This is a genomic window from Reyranella sp. (assembly GCF_050185545.1).
Classification (GTDB): Bacteria; Pseudomonadota; Alphaproteobacteria; order Reyranellales; family Reyranellaceae; genus Reyranella.
In genome coordinates this window covers 1-18550 of record NZ_JBFWZI010000151.1, presented here as the reverse complement: position 1 = coordinate 18550, position 18550 = coordinate 1, and the positions used below count along the sequence as shown (strand labels likewise).

23 protein-coding genes and 1 pseudogene are annotated in these 18550 nt (G+C 68.7%); 13 read left to right on the top strand and 11 right to left on the bottom strand.

Translation table 11 applies throughout. The features are described 5' to 3' along the window. On the top strand, positions 1-1444 hold a 1444-nt coding region (locus tag AB7O82_RS28800; RefSeq protein WP_428620794.1), incomplete at its 5' end, for a molybdopterin cofactor-binding domain-containing protein. 314 nt (positions 1445-1758) lie between these two features. Then, complete coding sequence (locus tag AB7O82_RS28795) at positions 1759-2337, top strand: hypothetical protein (protein ID WP_428550954.1); 579 nt, start codon at positions 1759-1761, stop codon at positions 2335-2337. Between the two features lie 70 nt (positions 2338-2407). Here the strand turns inward: AB7O82_RS28795 and AB7O82_RS28790 are convergent, their stop codons facing one another. Together AB7O82_RS28790 and AB7O82_RS28785 are read right to left on the bottom strand one after the other, a co-directional pair. Beyond that, complete coding sequence (locus AB7O82_RS28790) at positions 2408-2731, bottom strand: NIPSNAP family protein (protein ID WP_428550951.1); 324 nt, start codon at positions 2729-2731, stop codon at positions 2408-2410. A 74-nt stretch (positions 2732-2805) separates the two neighbouring features. Continuing rightward, a complete protein-coding gene (locus tag AB7O82_RS28785; protein ID WP_428550948.1) occupies positions 2806-3687 on the bottom strand; it encodes a TauD/TfdA dioxygenase family protein in 882 nt (293 codons plus the stop codon). Between the two features lie 254 nt (positions 3688-3941). On the opposite strand from AB7O82_RS28785, the gene AB7O82_RS28780 reads away from it, so the two are divergent. Continuing rightward, positions 3942-5309 carry a mechanosensitive ion channel family protein gene (locus AB7O82_RS28780; protein ID WP_428550945.1) on the top strand — a complete coding sequence of 456 codons (1368 nt, stop codon included), beginning with the start codon at positions 3942-3944 and terminating at the stop codon, positions 5307-5309. 7 nt (positions 5310-5316) lie between these two features. On the opposite strand, the gene AB7O82_RS28775 is transcribed toward AB7O82_RS28780, so the two are convergent. Further along, a complete protein-coding gene (locus AB7O82_RS28775) occupies positions 5317-5853 on the bottom strand; it encodes a DUF1190 domain-containing protein (RefSeq protein WP_428620793.1) in 537 nt (178 codons plus the stop codon). A 162-nt stretch (positions 5854-6015) separates the two neighbouring features. Here AB7O82_RS28775 and AB7O82_RS28770 point away from each other — a divergent pair, with 162 nt between their 5' ends. Both AB7O82_RS28770 and AB7O82_RS28765 read left to right on the top strand, forming a co-directional pair. Further along, the gene (locus AB7O82_RS28770; RefSeq protein ID WP_428550939.1) at positions 6016-7281 is read left to right on the top strand and encodes an MFS transporter; all 1266 of its coding nucleotides are present in this window, start codon (positions 6016-6018) and stop codon (positions 7279-7281) included. Between the two features lie 105 nt (positions 7282-7386). Next, entirely contained in the window at positions 7387-8634 is a 1248-nt protein-coding gene (locus AB7O82_RS28765) for an acyl-CoA dehydrogenase family protein (RefSeq protein WP_428550936.1), read from the top strand. Positions 8635-8920: 286 nt separating this feature from the next. On the opposite strand, the gene AB7O82_RS28760 is transcribed toward AB7O82_RS28765, so the two are convergent. Then, positions 8921-9064 (bottom strand): hypothetical protein, encoded by a 144-nt coding sequence (locus AB7O82_RS28760; RefSeq protein ID WP_428550934.1) that lies wholly within the window; start codon positions 9062-9064, stop codon positions 8921-8923. A 46-nt stretch (positions 9065-9110) separates the two neighbouring features. On the opposite strand from AB7O82_RS28760, the gene AB7O82_RS28755 reads away from it, so the two are divergent. Further along, positions 9111-9383, top strand: coding sequence for a YkoF family thiamine/hydroxymethylpyrimidine-binding protein (locus AB7O82_RS28755; RefSeq protein ID WP_428550931.1), 273 nt, complete (start codon positions 9111-9113; stop codon positions 9381-9383). Further along, complete coding sequence (locus AB7O82_RS28750; protein ID WP_428550928.1) at positions 9376-10092, top strand: class I SAM-dependent methyltransferase; 717 nt, start codon at positions 9376-9378, stop codon at positions 10090-10092. Before AB7O82_RS28755 ends, AB7O82_RS28750 begins: the two co-directional genes overlap by 8 nt. A gap of 22 nt (positions 10093-10114) precedes the next feature. Here the strand turns inward: AB7O82_RS28750 and AB7O82_RS28745 are convergent, their stop codons facing one another. From AB7O82_RS28745 to AB7O82_RS28730, 4 genes are all read right to left on the bottom strand, one after another. Then, positions 10115-10540, bottom strand: a complete 426-nt coding sequence (locus AB7O82_RS28745) for a GlcG/HbpS family heme-binding protein (RefSeq protein WP_428550926.1) — start codon at positions 10538-10540, stop codon at positions 10115-10117. 65 nt (positions 10541-10605) lie between these two features. Then, positions 10606-11337 (bottom strand): ZIP family metal transporter, encoded by a 732-nt coding sequence (locus tag AB7O82_RS28740; protein WP_428550923.1) that lies wholly within the window; start codon positions 11335-11337, stop codon positions 10606-10608. Between the two features lie 174 nt (positions 11338-11511). Next, a complete protein-coding gene (locus AB7O82_RS28735) occupies positions 11512-11721 on the bottom strand; it encodes a hypothetical protein (protein WP_428550921.1) in 210 nt (69 codons plus the stop codon). An 82-nt stretch (positions 11722-11803) separates the two neighbouring features. Beyond that, positions 11804-12001 (bottom strand): hypothetical protein, encoded by a 198-nt coding sequence (locus AB7O82_RS28730; protein WP_428550918.1) that lies wholly within the window; start codon positions 11999-12001, stop codon positions 11804-11806. Between the two features lie 412 nt (positions 12002-12413). Between AB7O82_RS28730 and AB7O82_RS28725 the strand changes: the two genes are divergently transcribed. The 4 genes from AB7O82_RS28725 (at position 12414) to AB7O82_RS28710 (ending at position 15917) form a co-directional block, all read left to right on the top strand. Further along, positions 12414-14015 carry a hypothetical protein gene (locus AB7O82_RS28725; RefSeq protein WP_428620792.1) on the top strand — a complete coding sequence of 534 codons (1602 nt, stop codon included), beginning with the start codon at positions 12414-12416 and terminating at the stop codon, positions 14013-14015. Between the two features lie 9 nt (positions 14016-14024). After that, complete coding sequence (locus AB7O82_RS28720) at positions 14025-14402, top strand: hypothetical protein (RefSeq protein ID WP_428556175.1); 378 nt, start codon at positions 14025-14027, stop codon at positions 14400-14402. A gap of 107 nt (positions 14403-14509) precedes the next feature. Next, entirely contained in the window at positions 14510-14716 is a 207-nt protein-coding gene (locus AB7O82_RS28715) for a hypothetical protein (protein ID WP_428620790.1), read from the top strand. A 346-nt stretch (positions 14717-15062) separates the two neighbouring features. Further along, the gene (locus tag AB7O82_RS28710; RefSeq protein ID WP_428620788.1) at positions 15063-15917 is read left to right on the top strand and encodes a DMT family transporter; all 855 of its coding nucleotides are present in this window, start codon (positions 15063-15065) and stop codon (positions 15915-15917) included. Positions 15918-15934: 17 nt separating this feature from the next. Here AB7O82_RS28710 and AB7O82_RS28705 read toward each other — a convergent pair. The 3 genes and pseudogenes from AB7O82_RS28705 to AB7O82_RS28695 all read right to left on the bottom strand — a co-directional run. Next, positions 15935-16288: pseudogene (locus AB7O82_RS28705) on the bottom strand (alkylhydroperoxidase-related (seleno)protein); the annotation flags it as partial. Positions 16289-16621: 333 nt separating this feature from the next. Next, on the bottom strand, positions 16622-16915 hold the full coding sequence (locus AB7O82_RS28700) for a hypothetical protein (protein ID WP_428620787.1): 294 nt from the start codon (positions 16913-16915) through the stop codon (positions 16622-16624). Positions 16916-17055: 140 nt separating this feature from the next. After that, a complete protein-coding gene (locus tag AB7O82_RS28695; RefSeq protein WP_428620786.1) occupies positions 17056-17802 on the bottom strand; it encodes a hypothetical protein in 747 nt (248 codons plus the stop codon). Positions 17803-18087: 285 nt separating this feature from the next. On the opposite strand from AB7O82_RS28695, the gene AB7O82_RS28690 reads away from it, so the two are divergent. Both AB7O82_RS28690 and AB7O82_RS28685 read left to right on the top strand, forming a co-directional pair. Then, positions 18088-18225 (top strand): hypothetical protein, encoded by a 138-nt coding sequence (locus AB7O82_RS28690; RefSeq protein WP_428620784.1) that lies wholly within the window; start codon positions 18088-18090, stop codon positions 18223-18225. Next, positions 18222-18550: lactate racemase domain-containing protein (locus AB7O82_RS28685; protein ID WP_428620782.1), on the top strand; the 329-nt coding region annotated here is incomplete at its 3' end. The genes AB7O82_RS28690 and AB7O82_RS28685, both read left to right, overlap by 4 nt.

Below are 18550 nucleotides of genomic sequence, written 5' to 3'. Positions count from 1 at the left end.
GGCCGTCGCCGCGGCGGCGGCGCTGGCGAAAGGCGCCGTCTGGCAGGAAGCCGCCGACCTGCCGGACGTCGCTGCCCTCCCCGCATTCCTCCGGTCCCGGCCCTCTCGGGCGAAGATCCTGAGCGAGAAGGGCGTGCCGCAGGCAACCGGCGCGCACGCCGTGAATGCCAGCTATTCACGGCCGTTCCTGGCGCACGCGTCGATCGGGCCGGCCTGCGCGGTGGCGCGCGTGCAGCCCAGCGCCATCGAGCTGTGGAGCCAGAGCCAGTCGATCCATCCGACCCGGCTGGATATCGCCAAGACGCTCGGCGTTGCGCCCGACACGATCACCGTTCGTCACGTGCAGGGCGCCGGATGTTACGGCCACAATGCGGCCGACGACGCGTCGCTCGATGCGGTGCTGCTCGCCCGCGCCGTGGAAGGCCATCCCGTGCGGCTGCAATGGTCGCACGAGGACGAGCTGGCCTGGTCGCCGTTCGGGCCGGCAATGGCCGTTGCCCTGAACGGCGCGGTCGACGATACCGGACGCATCGTCGACTGGCGTCATGAGCTGTGGAGCAATCCGCACATCGCGCGGCCAGGCTTGCAGGAAAGCCCGTCCCTGCTGGCCGCGTGGCATCTCGAAAAGCCATTCGCGCAGCCGCCCGGCATCGACGCCCTGCCGGGCATTCTGCCGACCAGCGAGCGCAACGCGGTGCCGATCTACGACTTTGCCAACCAGCGGGTCGTGCTGAACCAGCTGGAGCGGCTGCCGGTGCGCACCGGCACCCTGCGGGCGATCGGCGGGTTCCTCAACACCTTCGCGATCGAGTGCTTCATGGACGAGCTGGCGCACGCCGCCGGCATCGACCCGGTCGAGCTGCGCCTGAAACACTTGCGCGACCAGCGGGCGATCGCCGTGATCGAGGCGGCGCGCCAGCGCTCGGGGCTCGCGTCGCGGTCGCGGCGCGACGCCCCGAGCGGCGACGGACCCGGAGGCGACGGCTCGCGCGGCATGGGCATGGGCTTCGCGCGCTACAGCAATGAAGCCGCCTACGCCGCGGTGGTGGTCGAGATCGAGGCCGGCGAGACGATCAGGGTGGTGCGCGCGGTCGTGGCCGTGGATTGCGGCCGCACCATCAACCCGGACGGTGTGAGCAACCAGGTCGAAGGCGGCATCGTGCAGGCGACGAGCTGGGTCCTGAAGGAACAGGTGCGATTCGACCGGACCCGCATCACCACGCGGACCTGGGACGACTATCCGATCCTGCGCTTCAGCGAGGCGCCGCCGGTCGAGGTCGTCCTCATCGACCGGCCAGACGAGCCGTCGCTCGGTGTCGGTGAGGCGGTGGCCGGGCCGGCCGCGGCGGCGATCGCCAACGCGGTGTTCGACGCCATCGGCGTGCGCGTGCGCGACCTGCCCTTGACGCGCGAGCGCCTGCTGGCGGCAATCAACGACGCGTGACCGGAAACCGGAGCGTGATTGCCCTCACCCTGAGGAACGGCACGCCGGACCGCTTCCTGTCGACCTGAACCCGACGCTCGCTCACGCGCTGGGGGCGCGCTACTGGACTGGCGCGCCCCCAGCGCGTGAGCAAACGTCGGACTCGGGATAACAGAAACAAGCGGGGGCCGCGCGGCGCGCGACGTCTTGAGGACGCGCCCGAAGAACTGGATTCACCGACCCTGGCTTCCGCGCAACCCGGCGCAATGCTAGCGTCCGCAACGTTCCGCGGATTCATCCGGGGAATGCCAGACATCAAGGCAGAGGAGCCTTCCATGGCCGATGGCGCGGCGCTTCCGGTTCTCGACCACGAACTGGCCGATGACGAGCTTCAATGGATGAAGTCCGTTTACGCGGACTTCAGCAAGGCCCGCGCCGCGGCCGGTCCCGAGTTCAATCCCAAGGAAGCCCTGCGCGCCATACTGGCCCGCGCGGAACATCGCCTGTCCGCGGCGCCGGACCTGAGCGGACCCGGTCCGTGGCGTCTCGGACAGAACCGGCACGGCCGCGGAGTCGCGGCGGTGTTCCTGCCGACCGTCGAGCTTCACACGCACATCGCCAGCCGCACCGATCAGTTCCCGATGTACGTCATGGGCGAGGCGGAAGGCTTTTCCATCGACGGGAATGGCAAGCCGGTGCTGGTGCCGGTGGTTGGCGGCAGCCATTTCCACAACGCGCCTGGCGCGCCGCATGCCTTCGTGCCGAAGGTCGGCGTGCCAAAGCCGGACAATTGGGAAATCGCCTTCATCGCGATCACGCCGCGCAACCTCAAGGAAGACACGCACCACGTCTCGGACGAGGTGCGTGCGCTGTACAAGCAGGTTGTCGGTCAGGACGCCCCTTTGGACGTTTGACGCCGCTCCTCTCCGCGATGAAACGCGCGGATCAGGGCCCGGGAGGCCGCTGCAGCCCCACGCGTGCGGGCTACTGCATCGTTGACCGCGACGTCGGCACGATGCGCTGGATGTGCATCTTTTCGCGGTCCAGGCAATCGGGCACGCGCGGCGCAATCCTGGTCTTCCAGTGGTCCGTCTCGTACACCGCCTTGTACTGCGCCTCGCGTTCAGCCTCGCTGTTGAAACGACGGATCCAGATATAGGTGGACTCGTCCGTCTCGCCGCGGAAGCTGCCGCAGATCACCATGCCCTTGGAGACCTGGAACGGGATGATCTCCTCCTCCATGATCTTCACCCACTCGTCCATCTTGCCGGGCCGCACGAAGTACTGGCGAAGTTCGTAGAAACCCATGCTGTCGTCTCCTCTCGTGTGCCGTCAGAGCATAGACGGCAGCGCGCCACACGACCAACGCGCCGCAATGACAGTCAGTAGGGACGGTCTCCACGCACCAGCATCCGATACAGGCGGCGATGCTGGTTGTGGTCGTAGTCGAAGCCGGCCTTATGCAAGGAGGCGCGGTCGTCGATGATCAGCAGATCGCCCTTCCTGTACTCGTGCGCATAGCAAAACTGTGGCTGCGTGATCCTGTCGGTCAAATCCTGCAGGAAATCCTGGGTTTCCTCGGGCGACATGCCGGTGACCGTCTCGGTCTTGGCCTTGTGAAACCACACGGCCTTGGTGCCGGTCTCCGGGTGGGTGCGGACCAGGGGATGCACCGTTGGCGGTTTCGTCGACTCAAGCTGGGCCTTCACGATATCCGGATTGCCTGTTTTCATCCGCGCGCTGCTGATCAGCGTATTCTCGGTCTTCGCGTCGGCGATCTTCAGCTTCAGGTCGTCCGGGAGCGCTTCGTAGGCTGCACGCGCGTTGCACACCGATGTCGCGCCGCCCTTGTCCGGCACCGCCACCGCATACAGCATGGTGAACTTGGGCGGCAATTCCTGGTTGGTGTGGTCGGTGTGCCAGGTGGCATTGGCGCCGACCTTTGCCGGCTGCCCCTTGCTGTCCAGGTGACGGTTGTCGAGCACGCTGATCAACGGAAATCCGTCGACCAGATAGCGCCGGTTCTGGTCCTCCATCAGCTCGCCGAACATTTCCCCGGCGGCTTGCAGCTGGCCCGGGGTGAGATGCTCCTGCCCCCGAATCACGAGGACCACGTTCTCGACGGCGGCATCGTAAAGCTTCTTCCGTGTCGCGCCGTCGATGGGATGCGCAAGGTCGATGCCCGTGACGATGGCACCGATGTGCTCCTTGACCTTCTCGATCTTCATGGACTGGGTGGCAATCCTCGACGCGGCAGCGCTCATGATCTGGCTCCTCGTTTTCCTGATCCCATCGCGGATGGGTCATGCAAGCGATTCTCCGCGGGTGCCGTCGAGAATGCAATCCGGCGCGACGGGGTTCAACCCTTGCTTCCGGTGTGCGGGGCCGCTGATGCCGGCGGCATCGTGCTGTGACTTCCCTGTGGGTACGGCACCTTCCGATCCGATTCGATCGTAGGATTTGCGGACGGTACCCATCGTGGCTCGAGCCCCAGCGGGCATTGCCCAGGGAGGCGTTCGTGGAACGGTTCTTCGACCCGCAATTCTACCTGTCCCAATTGGAAGCGGCCCGGAGTTGGCTGGCCGACAATGCCGTCGAGCTCAGCGTCAGCGTCGGCGGCCAGGTGATCGTTGTCGTCGCCACGTTCCTCGCGGCGCGGCTGATCGCGCCCCGCGCGCGGGTTGTGCTGGCGCGCGCGACGGAGGGGCGTCGCCTGGAGGTGCAACTGCGCCGCGCTGCTGCCGCCATCATGCCGCTGATGCTGCCGGTGGCGTGGCTGCTGTTGCTGTGGATGGCGATGCTGATCGCACGGCAGAGCGAGCTTCGCCACCACCTGCTGACGAGCGCCGTGAGCCTGCTGGCGGCCTGGGTGGTCATCCGGCTAACGGCGTCCCTGGTGCGCGACCCGGTCTGGTCGCGGTTCGTGGCTCTGGTAGCCTGGACGATCGCCGCGCTGAACATCCTGAACCTCTTGCGCCCCACCATGGCGCTGCTCGAAAGCGTCGCCATCACCGTCGCGGATTTGCGCGTCTCGGGTCTCACCGTCGTGCAGGCCATGCTGTCGCTGGCCGTCCTGCTCTGGCTCGCCACGGTGGCCAGCCATGTGCTGGAGCGGCGCATCACGGCCTCGCCCAACCTGACGCCGTCGCTGCAGGTGCTGATCGTGAAGCTGCTCAAGACCGCGCTGGTCGCCATCGCGATCGTCATTGCCCTGCGCACGGTCGGGATCGACCTCACGGCCTTCGCCGTGTTCACCGGCGCGGTCGGCGTGGGCATCGGATTCGGCCTGCAGAAATCGGTCTCGAACTTCATCAGCGGAATCTCGATCCTGGTCGACAAGTCGATCAAGCCGGGTGACGTGATCTCGGTGGGTGACACCTATGGCTGGGTGAACTCGCTGGGTTCGCGGTACGTGTCGGTGATGACCCGCGACGGCACCGAATACCTGCTGCCCAACGAGCAGTTCATCGCGCAGCAGGTGGTCAACTGGTCGTCCAGCAACAACAACGTGCGCCTCAAGTTGCCGGTCGGCATCGCCTACGGTGCCGACGTGCGCCGGGCGATCGCGCTCTGCCAGGAGGCCGCCGACGAGACGCCGCGCGTGCTCAAGGAGCCCAAGCCGGTATGCCTTCTGAAAGGCTTTGGCGACAGTGCGGTGGACCTGGAGCTGCGCATCTGGATCAACGATCCGCGCAACGGCGTTTCCAACGTCAAGAGCGAGGTCTTTCTGCGACTGTGGGACAAGTTCCGGGCGCACGGCATCGAGATCCCGTTCCCCCAGCGCGACCTGCACCTCAAGACTCCGCCCGAGCTATCGCTCGCAATGCGTCGCCTGCCTGACGCGTCGCCGGCTCCCGGTCCGCGCCTCCTGGCGGCGGCGCCGTAAGGGCCTGCTAACTGCTGCTCGACGAACCTCCGGCCGACGAGCCAAAGCCCCCTCTGGCAGTAGCGGGTGTGCCGGGTGACGATGTCCGGGCGGCCGGCGTTGTCGTGGCAACCGTATTCGCCCGCGGGCCGCTGCCGCCCACGACCATCTTCGGTGCGCCGCCGCGACGGGCATCGGCATCGCGCAGATTGTAGACCGGCGCCGCCTGGTTCCTCTGCCCCATCATGTAGCCCATCATCAGGGGCATGAACCAACTCGACGAGCTGCCGCCCTGGGTCGACTGAGCAGTTTGCGGGCCGACCTGGCAGGACCCGTGCTGGGCTTCACAGTCCTCCCTGGACTGGTAGCGGGGAGCCGTCTTCTCATGCTCCTCCTTGGCGAACTGGAAGCCTTTGTCGCACTCGCCACCTGGCGCCGCAGCATCCGGATTGTGCGCCCGGCATTCATCGGCCGTGGCATAGATGCCTTCCTTCACATCGGGATTGTCCGGCTTGCAGGCCGCTGCGCCCAGCAACAGCATCGTGATCGCCGCCGACCGCCTCATCGTGGCTCCTCTTCGTGCACGGCAAACCGTATCCGACCCGCCACTGGTTGGCCACCGACCTCGCGACTGCTCGAGACACGACCGGGCAGCGTGTGGCTTGACGCCCCCTGCTGAAACGGCAATTGCCAAGCGATGGATGCATCAGGGAGGACGACCCGTAGAGTGAGCGCGGCAGCGGAACCGCACGCTGCGCGGCATTCCGCCCTGCCCCTGGCGCTGCTCGGCTGGGCAACCGGCGCGCTGTTCTTCTTCTATGCCTGGATCCTGCGCGTCGCGCCCAGCGTGATGATCGACGAGCTGATGCGCGACTTCGCCGTCGGCGCCGCAGCCATCGGCAACCTCTCCGCCTTCTATTTCTACGGCTATGCCGGGATGCAGATCCCGGTCGGCCTGCTGATGGACCGGTTCGGTCCGCGCCGGCTGATGACTGTCGCTGCCGCGGGATGCGCTGCGGGCTGCGTGCTGTTTGCGCTGGCGCCTGCCCTCTGGGCCCTCTCGCTGGGCCGTTTCGTGATCGGCGCCACGGCGGCCTTCAGTCTCGTCGGCGCGATGACGGTGGCGGGGCAGTGGTTCCCGCCGGCGCGGTTCGCGCTGCTCTCGGGCCTGGCCATGATGCTCGGAATGGCCGGCGGGGTGTTCGGCCAGGCGCCGCTGCGCCTGCTGGTGGAGCATCTCGACTGGCAGCAGGCCTCCCTCGCCCTGGCGGCCGGCGGCGTAGTGCTGGCGGTGACGGCGGCGGCCACGGTTCGGGACAAGTCCCGCGCCGCGGGCGGCCTGCGACAGGTGATGGCCGGCATGGTCCAGGTGGGGCGCAACCGGCAGACCTGGCTGATCGCCATCGCCGGCATGGGCACGACCGGGCCGCTGCTCGGCTTCGCCGGCCTGTGGGGCGTGCCGTTCCTGGCGCTGACGCAGGGACTGGACCGCACGGCGGCCGCCGGCATCACGTCCATGCTGTTCATCGGCTGGGGCGTCGGCGCGCCGGTGCTGGGCTGGTTCAGCGACCGCATCGGCCGGCGCAAGCTGCCCTTCGTCGCCGGCCTGATGCTCGCGGCCGCGGCGATGGCGGGGCTCGCCTGGGCGCCCGGATTGCCGCTGTGGGCGGTGAGCGTGCTGTGCTTTCTCTGCGGCTTCGGCGGCGCCGGTCAGATCCTGGGCTTCGCGGCGGTGCGCGAATTGAACCCGCCGGCCGCCGCGGGCGCCGCGCTCGGCTTCGTCAACGCCCTCGTGACCGGCGCAGGCGCCCTCTACCAGCCGCTGCTCGGCTGGCTGCTCGATCTGGCCTGGACCGGAGAGGTGGCCGGCGGCGCCCGGGTCTACACCGTCACCGCCTACAGCACCGCCTTCAGCGTGCTGGTCGCCGGCGCAGTCGTGGGCATCGCCTGTACATTGCTGATGCGCGAGACCCGATGCCGCCAGAGCGCCTGACGGTCTGCTCGAGCGCGGTGATCTGCCTCCGGCCGATTACCCTTGCAGCCGGAACGATGCTACCTCCTCCTCGCCTCACACTGTTCATCCGGGGAATGCCGGGCCATGCCTGAACACGACGTGCGACCCACCATCATCGGATCGGCCGCCGGCCGTCGTCGCCAGCCCGCAACGCCCGACAATGCCATCGCAGCTGAAGACGATCTCGTCGCCGCCGCGCGAGGGCTCGCGCCGCGCATCCGCGCCCGTCGAACCGACATCGAGCGCCAGCGCCGTCTGCCAACCGAGCTGGTGGCGGCGATGCACGAGCTGAAGCTATTTCGCCTGTTCATCCCCGCCGAGCTGGGCGGCCTGGAGACCGACCTGCTGACGGCGGCGCGGGTTGTCGAGCAGGTGGCGATCGCCGATGGCGCCGCCGGCTGGAGCCTGATGATCGGCAGCACCTACGGCCTGATGGCGGCGCTGCTGCCGCGCGACACGGCGCGCGACATCTACGGACCATCCGACGCGGTGGCGGCCGGCGCCTTGCGGCCCACCGGCACGGCGCGCGTGGTCGAGGGCGGCTACCGCGTCGACGGCCGCTGGGCATTCGCCAGCGGCATCCCGCACGCCACCTACTGGAACGCCGGCTGCTTCGTGATGGAGGGTGCCACGCGGCGCACCACCGCCGATGGCGCGCCCGAAGTTCGGATGGTCTTCTTCCCGCCACAGGACGGCGAGCTGATCGACACCTGGGATGTCGGCGGCTTGCGCGGCACCGGCAGTCACGACTACGCCGTGCGCGACCTTTTCGTGCCGGCGGCGCGCAGCCTCACCATGGACGACAGGCCATGGGCCCCCGGCGCGCTCTATCGCGTGCCCATCCAGGCCCTGCTGGATACGTCGATGGCGGCGGTCGGGCTCGGCATCGGCCGGGCGGCGATCGACGCCTTCGTCGAGCTGGCGGCGTCCAAGACCGCGTCGGCCGGCTCGGGCAAGCCGGTGGCCGAGCGCGCGATGGCGCAGGTCAATGTCGCGCGCGCCGAGGCGGCGCTGCTATCGGCGCGCGGCTTTCTCTACGACACCGCCGGCGGCATCTGGGACGACGTCCTGGGCGGCCGCGCGCCCGACGCCCGCCAGCTGGCGATCGCGCGACTGGCGCGCATCAACGCCATCGCCGCCGCCGGCCTGGCGGTCGACCTGGCGTACGAGGCCGGTGGTGGCAGCTCGATCTACACCAGCAGCCCGCTGGAACGCTGCCTGCGCGACATTCGAACCGCCAGCCAGCACGTCTCGATGGCGACGGCCAACTACGAGATCATCGGCCGCGTGCTGCTCGGCCTGCCGCCGGATCGCCCGGCGCATCGCCTCTAGTCGAGGTCGAGAGGTCGAAGCCACGCCGGGCAGCGAGTCGCCTTCGACGTCGCTCCGGAAGCTTTGGCGCCGCGTCCGGTCCGGCGATTCACGAGCGACGTTCGGATCGCGGCGCGTTGCGCTTCCGGATTGCGGTTCAGCGACGCGGCGGCGATCGCGCAGGGGTGCAGGGTGTCGCGCGGCGGCGCCGCCCCGGCACGGGCAAGCAGGGCGAGCAGCGCCTCGGCGTGCCGGTGCTCCGCCTCGACGATGTTGACGAACGGACGGACCGAACCGAAGGGCTAGATCACCTTGCGATAGCGTGCGCCTTGAACTCGTCGTCCACCGCCTCGTGCAAAGCCTCGATCGTCGCGGCATCCATGTCGTGCTCCTCGGCAGGACCGACGCCATTGGGGCGCCGGCGCGCGGCGGCGTCCTTGAGGCAGGTCAAGGGACGCGCCGCGACGTCCGGCGATCATCCACGGCATGGTGCCACGATGATTTGCAGTGCCCAGATCAGCCTCTATCCCCTGCGCCAGGCGCATCTCGGCCCGGCGATCGAGAGCGTGCGCGCGACGTTCGCGGCGCACGGCCTGCAGGCCGAGGTCGGCCCGATGAGCACGGTGGTCGTGGGCGACGCCGGGACCATCTTCGCGGCGCTGGCCGACGCCTTCGACAAGGCGGCACAGATCGGTCAGGCCGTGATGACGGTCACGGTCTCCAATGCCTGCCCAATAGAACGCCAGCCAGCGGACCGCAGGCGTGAATGACCGTGCGCCGCCTGTCGCGCCGGCGGGCCAGTTCGGCCCGGTCGTCTACGCGACGTGGCGGGCATCGTCGCTGGGTGAGATCGTCGAGGCGCTCGAGCACCGGCTGCTGCTGCGCTTGGCCGGCGACCTGCAGGGCCGCGCCGTGCTCGATGTGGGATGCGGCGACGGAACGCTGGCGCGCGCGCTGGCGGGCGCCGGGGCGGCCTCGGTCGCGGGTTGCGACACCGATCCGCGCATGATCGCCCGCGCCGCCGCGCGGTCTGTACAGCCGGACACCGCCGTTCGTTATGCCGTCGCCGATGCAACGCGCCTGCCCTTCGCCGATGCGAGCTTCGACGTGGTGACGGTCGTCACCGTGCTTGCCTTCATCGCCGACGCCGAAGGCGCGGTCCGCGAGATGGCGCGCGTCCTCAGGCCGGGCGGGCGACTGGTCATCGGCGAGCTGGGGAAGTGGAGCCTGTGGGCGGCGCGACGGCGCGTGCGCGGGTGGCTGGGCGCCGGCATCTGGCGCACAGCGACCTTTCGGACGGCGGCCGGGCTGCGCGCACTTGCCGAGGCCGCGCGCCTCGACGTCGAGCAGGTGACGGGCGCCATCTTCTTTCCACCCTGGCTGCCGCTCGCCCGGCGGCTCGCGCCTTATGACGCCGCGCTCGGCGACAGGACCACGCTGGGCGCCGCCTTCTTGGCAATGCAATGCCGCAAGGCATGACGCCGCGCGCGGCTGGACCGGCTCACAGTGCGGCGAAGACCTTGGCACCCAGCTGGCCGATCTCCTCGTCCTCCTGGTAGGTGCCGCCGCTCTCGCCGAGCGCGCCCAGCATGGTGCCGTCGCGCGCGCGCAGGACGATGCCGCCCCACACTGGCGTGTACAGCGGATCGCAGAACCAGGTGATCTCGCGCCGCTCGTCGCCCAGCGACATGTCGAACAGCCGCTCCTTGATGATCCGCGTATCGCGCTGCCACTTGGTGGCGGTGTAGGCCTTGTTGTAGCTCATGCGCGCGTTGAGCGCCGAGGCGCCGTCCATGCGCGAGAGATGGACGAGGTCGCCGCCGGCGTCGACGACGGCGGCGGCGAACTTCAGTCCCCTCTCCGAGGCCGCCTTCAGCATGGCGTCTACGATCGCCCGCGCCTCTCCCAGTCCCAGTCTTTCGGCCATGGTCCGATCTCCTCCCTCGTGTCGAGCGGTGCGGATCGCAGACTACAACCCTCGAGGCGTTCGCCCTACCCCTCGCCCAGGATGATTCCCAGGGCGACCGCGACGCCGGCCGCGACGGCGAGCAGGCTGACGCGGCGCGGCTCCTGCTCGGCGCGCGGCAGCAGATGGGTGGCGCCGACATAGATCAGGGCGCCGGCCGAGAGCGCGAGCAGCAGGCCGAGCAGCGGCGGATCGATGCGGCTGACGAAGGGATAGGACACGATGGCGCCGAACGGCGTCGTCAGCGCGGCGGCGAGCAGGGCAAGGAAGAACGAGCGCCGGGCGGAGAAGCCGCTGCGCAGCAGCAGCGCGTAGGTCACGATGCCCTCCGGGAACTCGTGCAGCACCATGCCGAGCGCGACGAGCAGGCCGGTCAGCAGATCGACGTTGAAGCCGATCGAATAGACGACGCCGTCGAGGAAGGAGTGGAAGCCGATGCCGACCAGGGGAACGAGGCCGAGCGCGTAGTCGGCCGTTCCGGGCCTGTCGCAGACATGGGCGGCGAGGAACCGGTTGACGCCGAGCATCAGCATGTAGCCCGCGAGCAGCCAGGCCGGGGCCTGCGGGTACATGGCGAAGGATCTCGGCACGACGTGCAGGAAGGACACCGCGATCAGGACGCCGGCAGCGAAGCAGGCGAAGTAGGTCGTATTGCGCCGCGCCCAGGCCTCGTGGCAGCGGATGGCGAGGATGCCGGCGGTCGTCACCGCTGCCGCGGCCAGGCTGGCGGCGAGAGCCGCCCACAAACTCTGCTCCATCTCGTCCCCTACGGCACGCCCACGATCGCCAGGGCCAGCAGCCGCCGAGCCCGAGCCCGGCGGCGAACCACGCCATGTTTCCATAGCGCCGCGCCATCGGCACCAGCTCGTGGAACGACACGAACAGCATCGCGCCGGCGGCGAAGGCCACGAAGTAGCCGTTGAGGCCCGGGGTCACGACACCGCGAGCAGGCCGATGACGGCGCCGGCTGGCTCGGCCAGCGCCGACGGGATCGCCGCGCCGATCAGAAATTGGGGGTTGCGCGCGGCGATCGCCGGCACCGCCATGGCCCGCTCCTCCGGCACGTCGTGCAGGACGAGGCCGACGACGACGAGGCGGGCGGACCGGACGAGCCGCGTATCGGCGAGACCATGCTCGCGCACGAGGTGGCCATGCGGGATCGCGCGGTCGACCAGCCACAGGAGCGTCCCCCCAGGGCGACGGCCGCGCCGGCGCCCGGCACACCTACCGCCAGCCGAGCCCCGGGATCAGTTCGAGCGCGGCGACCAGCACCATGATGCCGGTCGAGAAGCCGATGCCGGCGGCAATTGCCCGCACGTCGTTCCGGATCAGCAGGGCAAGCATCACGCCCGGCACCGTCGTGGCGACCGAGAGCAGCGAGTGCAGGAGGACGGCGACAGCCGTTGGACCGAAGAGTATCACGCGGAATGCGGCTGGCGGGAATGACCGGTCACGCCGGCGCGGCGACTGTGCTCCGACGCCCGGCGAGCAGCGCCGCGATCTGGCCTGGACCGGAGGGGTGGCCGGCGGCGCCCGGGTCTGGGCCGTCACCGCCTACGGCACCGCCTTCAGCGTGCTGGTCGCCGGCGCGGTCGTGGGCATCGCCTGCACCTTGCCGATGCGCGAGACCCGATGCCGACAAAGCGCCCGACGCACCTGCATCAGCTCCTCACCGCATTCATTCCCGGGCCGTTTCAGCTCCTGACCTTACCCCTTGCCCTGGTTGAGCGCCCTTTGCCCTGTTGAGCACCCTTTGATCCGGATCAAGGACTCATGCCGGCACGCCAAGAAGACTTCCGTCCGGCAGAGGACCGGTCCGAGAAGGAAGATGACAATGGGGCAAGGTCAGGGAGCCGCGAGCGTCGAGCGCCTGCGGGATGAAGTCCAGAGCGTCCGGTATCGCGAGGCGACCGACACATTCTGCCGGCTGGTAACGGAGGAAAGCCGCCCGCTAAAGGACATGATCAAGGCGGCGATCGCCGCCGCAGCTCCCTATGTCCAGGTCCCCTCCCACCTGATGCGGCTGCCGAGCGGCGAATTGCGCGGCGTGAACTACGACCACACCATCCTGGGCTGGCGCGGCGCGATCGCGCTGATGGCAGAGCTCCGGGGCGCGCGGGGCATCCTCCCGAATGTCCAGGCGATGTGGTACGCGCCGCAGGGCCTCAATGTGTGGGAACAGGTCACCTGCCAGTTCCCCGGCCACTACGCGCGTGACGGCGAGCAGTGCAACCGGCAATTCCCCGGGCCCGACGCCAGCGTCAATCGATTCGATGGACCGGCCTGGAATCCGCCCAAGATCTACTTCGAGGAGCACGCGCCGATCGAGGGCGGCACCGTGGACGACCGCCTGGCGCGGATGAGCTGGGCGATCGCCGAGGGCGACAAGGCGGAAGCCTATGGTCTTTTCCTCGGGCTGGCGAAGGATCCAGACCATCGCCGGCGCCTGAAGGATGCCATCCTGCTCGCCGGCATCATCGACCTGCAGGATACGATCATCAACCGGGGCGGCTACCAGAATATCGGCCACAAGGCGCTGCGGGCGCGGGCACTGGTCGACATCGCCGACTACCTGGGCTGGGACAATGCCAACGAGCTGATCTACACCGTGGTGCCGGACCTGGGATGCTCGCCGCGCCTGTACGGCCTGTGGTCCGAGATCAGCACGATCTGCCGCATGGAGCTGCCGGGCCAGGCGTCGATTCCCAAGCGCTCCGACAAGCCGCCGTGCGAGCGCGAGCTCGACAGGCTGACCGAAGCGATCGTCTGGGGCGGCCCGTTCGACGTCAACGCGGCGATCATGAGCCTGTTCAAGCGCGGCGCCGGCGTCCTGGATGTCGGCGATGCCGTGACCGTCTGCTTCCAGCCCTATCTCATCGATGTGCTGGAGCATCCGAACGCCTTCCTCCACCCGACCCATGCGCTGGACTACATGAATGTCGTGCAGTCCTGGATCAGGCATTACGATAATCCGCACCAGGTCAAGGCGGTGTTCATGGGGGCGCGCTTCATGAACGACACCATCCGCTCGAACGCCATCTTTCCGCGCGATCCCGCGTTCAGCCTGGAGCCGCGCCACAACCATCGCGCCTGGGCCGATGGCATCGCCCTCGATCGCCTGTTGCCTGTGTTGACCGAGCATGTGCTGGCGCAGGATGCGCCGCGCTCCTGTGCGCTGGTCGATTCGTATCTCGACCGGACAGGCGAGCGTCACGATCTGCTGGACACGATCACCTATGCCGCCTGCCACTGGCAGAACGATCCGCATGTCATGCGCAACTGCAGCTCCTCGCTCGAGGAGTTCCGGCACAATCGCACCTCGCGGCGCGACGACATCATTCGCGGGTTCGTGAAGCACCAGTCGCGCTACATCAAGCGAGCGCCGACCCACGACTGCTATCGGGTCTACGTCGACTATTTCGGACAAACTGCCTGAGGACCGCGCATGAGCACCGATCGAGCCGCCCTGGACGAACTCTGGCGGATCCGCAACGCTGCCGCCATGACCCTCGCCCTCAGCGAGGAACAGATGCGCCGGGCCGTCGGCGAGGCAAGCGTCGAAGAGCTCGTGGCCCTGATCGAGACCTTTGCGCCGGGTCGATCGAGCGGTCCCGAATGGACCCGCACCTTCGAGCCGCTGATGGAGCGTCTGTGGGCCTGGCGCGACGATGAAACCCTCGCCGCCCTCGCCCGCGTCTTCGGCGCTCGCGGACTGCCCTGGGCAGGGGTGGCAAGGGCACTTTCTCCGGAGCAGGGGGTGGCGAGCCGCGCGACTCGGCGGCAGCCGGCCTGGGCACGGCTTCCCGCATTCACGGTCGTGTGACGCCGGGTGGCGCTCCGACGCGACGGCGGGGAGGGATGCGCATGGTTGACGCAACGCTGATCACCGCTGTCGGACGCGCGCTTTGGGGAGAACCCTGGAAGGGTCCCATGGCCGAGGCGGTGCGGCATCCGAAGAGCGCTGTCGGCGATTGGGCTCGCGGCCGCCTGGCGGTGCCCGCCGGAGTCTGGAGCGAATTGCATGCGCTCGTGCGCCAGCGCCGGCGCGAGCTCAAGTCTCTTGTTCCCCGGATCCAACGAATGCACGACGACGCTCTCGAGCGCACGGTCGAACAGACCAGGAGCCACACGGTGTAGACCAGCGTCCGCTTGCCGCCACCCGATGCACCGAAGATCCAATTCGGCGTAGCCCCATAGGCGTTGAAGCTGGTCGAAAGCCCAACAAAGTCCTCATCCTGAGGAGGCCGCGTAGCGGCCGTCTCGAAGAATGGGCAACACATGAGATCGTCGGAAAAGCAGTGTCGCAGCACCCGATTTGTTGCCGGCCCTTCGAGACGCGGCCCTCCGGGCCGCTCCCCAGGGCGAGGTTCCTCTGCAGTATAACGCCCATGCGGCGTAGCCCCCCGGCCAGGATGTTGACATCGACGGCGTGCCGAGGCGTCATCGGGTGAATGTCAGCTGAAAGGTCGCAAGCACGCCGGGCATGACGCGTTTTCTCCTGCCCTGCGTCTGGATCGCCTGGGGGCTGGCCTATCCGCTGATGAGCTGGTCGCTCGAGGCCGTCGACCTGTTCTCCAGCCGGCTGATCATCATGCCGATCTCGGGCGCGATTCTCCTCGCGCTCGGCGTCCTGAACGGCGCAGCGGCGCTGCCCGACCGCCGGCTGTGGGGCCAGATCGCGCTGACCGGCCTGTTCAACATGGGACTGTTCCAGATCTTCCTGATCGCGGGCGTCGCCACGCTCGGGCCGAGCCGCACGCCGATCATCGTCTACACCATGCCGACCTGGTCGGCGCTGCTGGCGGTGTTCGTTCTCAAGGAACCCATCACCCTGCGCATCGCCCTCTCGCTGGCACTGAGCCTCGGCGCCGTCGGCCTCGTCATCAGCCAGGAGACGGCGGCCCAAAGCGCGCCTGTGGGAACGCTGCTCACCCTGCTGGCGGCGATCTCCTTCGGCATCGGCACCGTTCTCACCAAGCGGATGGCGGTCGCGGGCGACACCACGATCAACGCCGCCTGGCAGATCCTGCTCGGCACGGCGCCAGTGCTGGTCGTCTGGCTGGTCTTCGCGCGCGACGCCTACTTCCATGCCGATCAGGTGCGCGGCCTCCTCGCTCTCGCCTGGCTGATCCTGGTGTCCAACGTGCTGGCCTATGCCTGCTGGTTCCGCATCATCCGCGCCCTGCCGGCGGCGGTGGCCAGCCTGACCACGCTGGTGGTTCCCTGCGTCGGCTTCGGCAGCAGCGCCCTGCTGACGGCGACGCCGATCACCTGGCTCGATGTCGTGGCGCTCGCACTGATCATTGCCGCGGTCACCCTGGCGCTCGCCAGGACGTGACCTCGCGTCTTTGCTGGCGCCACGATCTCGACGTAGCCTGCCTCGCCGAGCGGTCCGTCGGCCATCCCGCGCACCCGGACCTCGCTGATGCGGGAGGCGTCGGTGACGAGACGGTGGATCGCCTCCACCGCATCTTCGGGAAGAGTCCCGAGGCTGTCGTGCAGGCCGTTCACGGCGTATGGCGAGAGCGCCTGCTTGCGCTCCCTGCAGGGCCGGCAGCCCCGTGCGTTGCGCACCTCGGCCGCCATGGCCATGCGTTCGGCGCCGATCCACTACGTGCCGGCGCCGGCCAGACGTACCCAGGCTGCTTCGATCGCCGAGGCGAGGCCCGGTCGGATCGGCAGAAACCGACCGTCGACTTCGATCTGCATGAACGCTCCTGACATCGGCTCCTGCTCCTCAGCGATCCGCCGCAGCGTGGCGGCCGAAACATCCAGCCGGCCCCATTTGGTCTGGATTGGCCAAGCCACGCCGAGGCCGTCCTCCACGATAACGATCGTGGCGAACGACTCGGCATCGTCAATCAGCAGTGCGAAATGGGTGCTGCGAGCGATCAGCCCGGTCATGTCGAGCTCATGGTCCTCTCGATCGCCGGCAAAGCGGACGCGCAAATCACGTCCGGCAATCGGACGCACCTTGGTGGCCCTCGCTACTTCCGCGTCCATCCCGATCACCTCTGGAACTCATCCCGCATCACCGGTCGCTCACGGCGGCGGCACCGTGTAGCCGTTGCGGCGCAACAGGTCCTCCAGGGTACGGATGCCCGCTTCGGTGCGGCCGGCCGCGCAATCGGCGACGGCAGACTTGCGTGGCATGTCCATGCTGCCGCCGCCCTCTCCCTTGCCGACGCTGTAGCGGTCCCACAGCTCGACGAGCTGCGCGCAGCGCGCCTGCAGGGACGCGGGAGTCGAGGGGGCCGCGGCGGCGGGCGGACCCTGCGCCAACGCACCGCCGGGCCACAGCATGAGAACGCAGAGGAGAAGGTGCGATCGCGACATGCTCGGCTCCTCGGGTGGCATCGTCAGGCATACGCGGCAACGGCTGCCCCGGATGGGACGTCATCGCGCCGACCGGCGGGCCGATCGCGCGCCTGTCCTGCAGCCTGGCGACGGCCCATCGCTCCGGGGCGAGAGGGCCGCTAGTGCGCCCAGCGCGCCCGGCGCTTCCTGCGGCGCGCCCGCCAGCGCTCGAGCCAGGTCTCCGGTTGGTCCGGCTTTGGGGGTGGCCTGGGCTTGACCGGTTTGGGCTTCGCATAGCCGGGATCCTTGGCGATCGCGGCGAGGAGGTCCGAGACGTCGGCCGAGGTCAGGCTGACCGGCTTCATGTCCATGTCGAACTTCTCGATGACCTGCTCGGCGGCGGCATAGATCCTGGCCTTCGAGTCGGCCTGGATGGGGTCGTCGATGTGGGGCTGGTTGAAAGCCCACTGGTTGTCCTCCTCCCAGTCCTCGACGATCGACTGGCCCTTGCGCTCGAAGAAGAGCGCCTGCGCCAGGTAGGCCGCGGCCTCCTCGAGATGGCCGCCGGACGGCACCTTGTTCCGGCGCAGCGAGGCATGAACGCCCTCGTGGACGACGAGCGCCTGCGCGCTCATGTCGAAGGGTGCCAGATGTGCGGCCTTGAACATCACGCGGATGGTGCCGGTGGGATCGCCGCAGGTGTCGGTCACCCCCTGGTCCTGCTGGTCCGGATCGACGTAGGTCTCGATCCTGTTCATGTCCATGTCGGCGCCGACCTGGCGCAGCCCCATGCCGGTCACCGCGAAGCCGCCGACGCGAAAGTCGACCTCGAGGAAATCCATGTCGAACAGCGGCGAGGTGATCGTCACCAGCTCGAACTTTTTGGTGACCCGGTAAGCCCTCTTCCCAAGCGTGTGGCATCCCATGCCGGCCTCCGCTGAAGTGGCGCAACGCGATGGTCTCAGGCGATTGTGGCGCCAGTTGGGGCGGCGCCGGCGCGACTTCCGCGAATGCGGGCATTTGAACGCTCTACTTCTCCTTCCCCAGCTTCGCTGGGGAGGTGCCCCGTCATACGGTGCGGAGGGGTCATGAGTCATGGCCTGGAGAATGAAGGCGCGTCGGAATGCGAATGCCTGGGTAGCGCCCAGGGTCGGGTTGCCGCTGCCGGCTGATCGGGCTAACTGTCCGGCCAGACCACAAGGAAACCCTCGATGCGTCACGATCGCCTGCGGGCACGGCTCGACGCCGGTGAACCTGCGATGGGCACCGGTCTCCCGTCGCGCCGGCTCACTTGGCCCACGCCGGCGGCGCCGATGGGTGACCTCCTGACGGGCGAGGCCAGGCAATGAGCGACTCGACGATCGACCTGCTGTTCGGCAAGGGCCATCTGCCGGTCACGGTCCCGGCCGGCGTCCGACCTACGGTCATCCGCAAGGGGGCGATGGCGAAACTGCCGGACCCGAAGGGCGCCATCGCCACCGCGCTCGCCCGGCCGATCGGCGCCCCGCCGCTGGCCGAGTTGGCGCGGGGCAGGAAGAGCGCCTGCGTCCTGATCTGCGACATCACGCGCCCGGTGCCGAACCGGCTGTTCCTGCGTCCGATGGTGCAGACCATGGTGTCCGCCGGCATCCCGCTCGGCGCGATCACGATCCTGGTCGCCACCGGCCTGCATCG

Excerpts from the sequence above, each read along its gene's own strand:
- AB7O82_RS28755 (WP_428550931.1), top strand. The coding sequence starts at position 9,111 with ATGATTTGCAGTGCCCAGATCAGCCTCTATCCCCTGCGCCAGGCGCAT.
- AB7O82_RS28695 (WP_428620786.1), bottom strand. The coding sequence starts at position 17,802 with ATGGGATGCCACACGCTTGGGAAGAGGGCTTACCGGGTCACCAAAAAG.
- AB7O82_RS28740 (WP_428550923.1), bottom strand. The coding sequence starts at position 11,337 with ATGGAGCAGAGTTTGTGGGCGGCTCTCGCCGCCAGCCTGGCCGCGGCA.
- AB7O82_RS28710 (WP_428620788.1), top strand. The coding sequence starts at position 15,063 with ATGACGCGTTTTCTCCTGCCCTGCGTCTGGATCGCCTGGGGGCTGGCC.
- AB7O82_RS28690 (WP_428620784.1), top strand. The coding sequence starts at position 18,088 with ATGCGTCACGATCGCCTGCGGGCACGGCTCGACGCCGGTGAACCTGCG.
- AB7O82_RS28720 (WP_428556175.1), top strand. The coding sequence starts at position 14,025 with ATGAGCACCGATCGAGCCGCCCTGGACGAACTCTGGCGGATCCGCAAC.
- AB7O82_RS28775 (WP_428620793.1), bottom strand. The coding sequence starts at position 5,853 with ATGAGGCGGTCGGCGGCGATCACGATGCTGTTGCTGGGCGCAGCGGCC.
- AB7O82_RS28700 (WP_428620787.1), bottom strand. The coding sequence starts at position 16,915 with ATGTCGCGATCGCACCTTCTCCTCTGCGTTCTCATGCTGTGGCCCGGC.
- AB7O82_RS28725 (WP_428620792.1), top strand. The coding sequence starts at position 12,414 with ATGGGGCAAGGTCAGGGAGCCGCGAGCGTCGAGCGCCTGCGGGATGAA.
- AB7O82_RS28790 (WP_428550951.1), bottom strand. The coding sequence starts at position 2,731 with ATGGGTTTCTACGAACTTCGCCAGTACTTCGTGCGGCCCGGCAAGATG.
- AB7O82_RS28795 (WP_428550954.1), top strand. The coding sequence starts at position 1,759 with ATGGCCGATGGCGCGGCGCTTCCGGTTCTCGACCACGAACTGGCCGAT.
- AB7O82_RS28785 (WP_428550948.1), bottom strand. The coding sequence starts at position 3,687 with ATGAGCGCTGCCGCGTCGAGGATTGCCACCCAGTCCATGAAGATCGAG.
- AB7O82_RS28765 (WP_428550936.1), top strand. The coding sequence starts at position 7,387 with ATGCCTGAACACGACGTGCGACCCACCATCATCGGATCGGCCGCCGGC.
- AB7O82_RS28715 (WP_428620790.1), top strand. The coding sequence starts at position 14,510 with ATGGCCGAGGCGGTGCGGCATCCGAAGAGCGCTGTCGGCGATTGGGCT.
- AB7O82_RS28745 (WP_428550926.1), bottom strand. The coding sequence starts at position 10,540 with ATGGCCGAAAGACTGGGACTGGGAGAGGCGCGGGCGATCGTAGACGCC.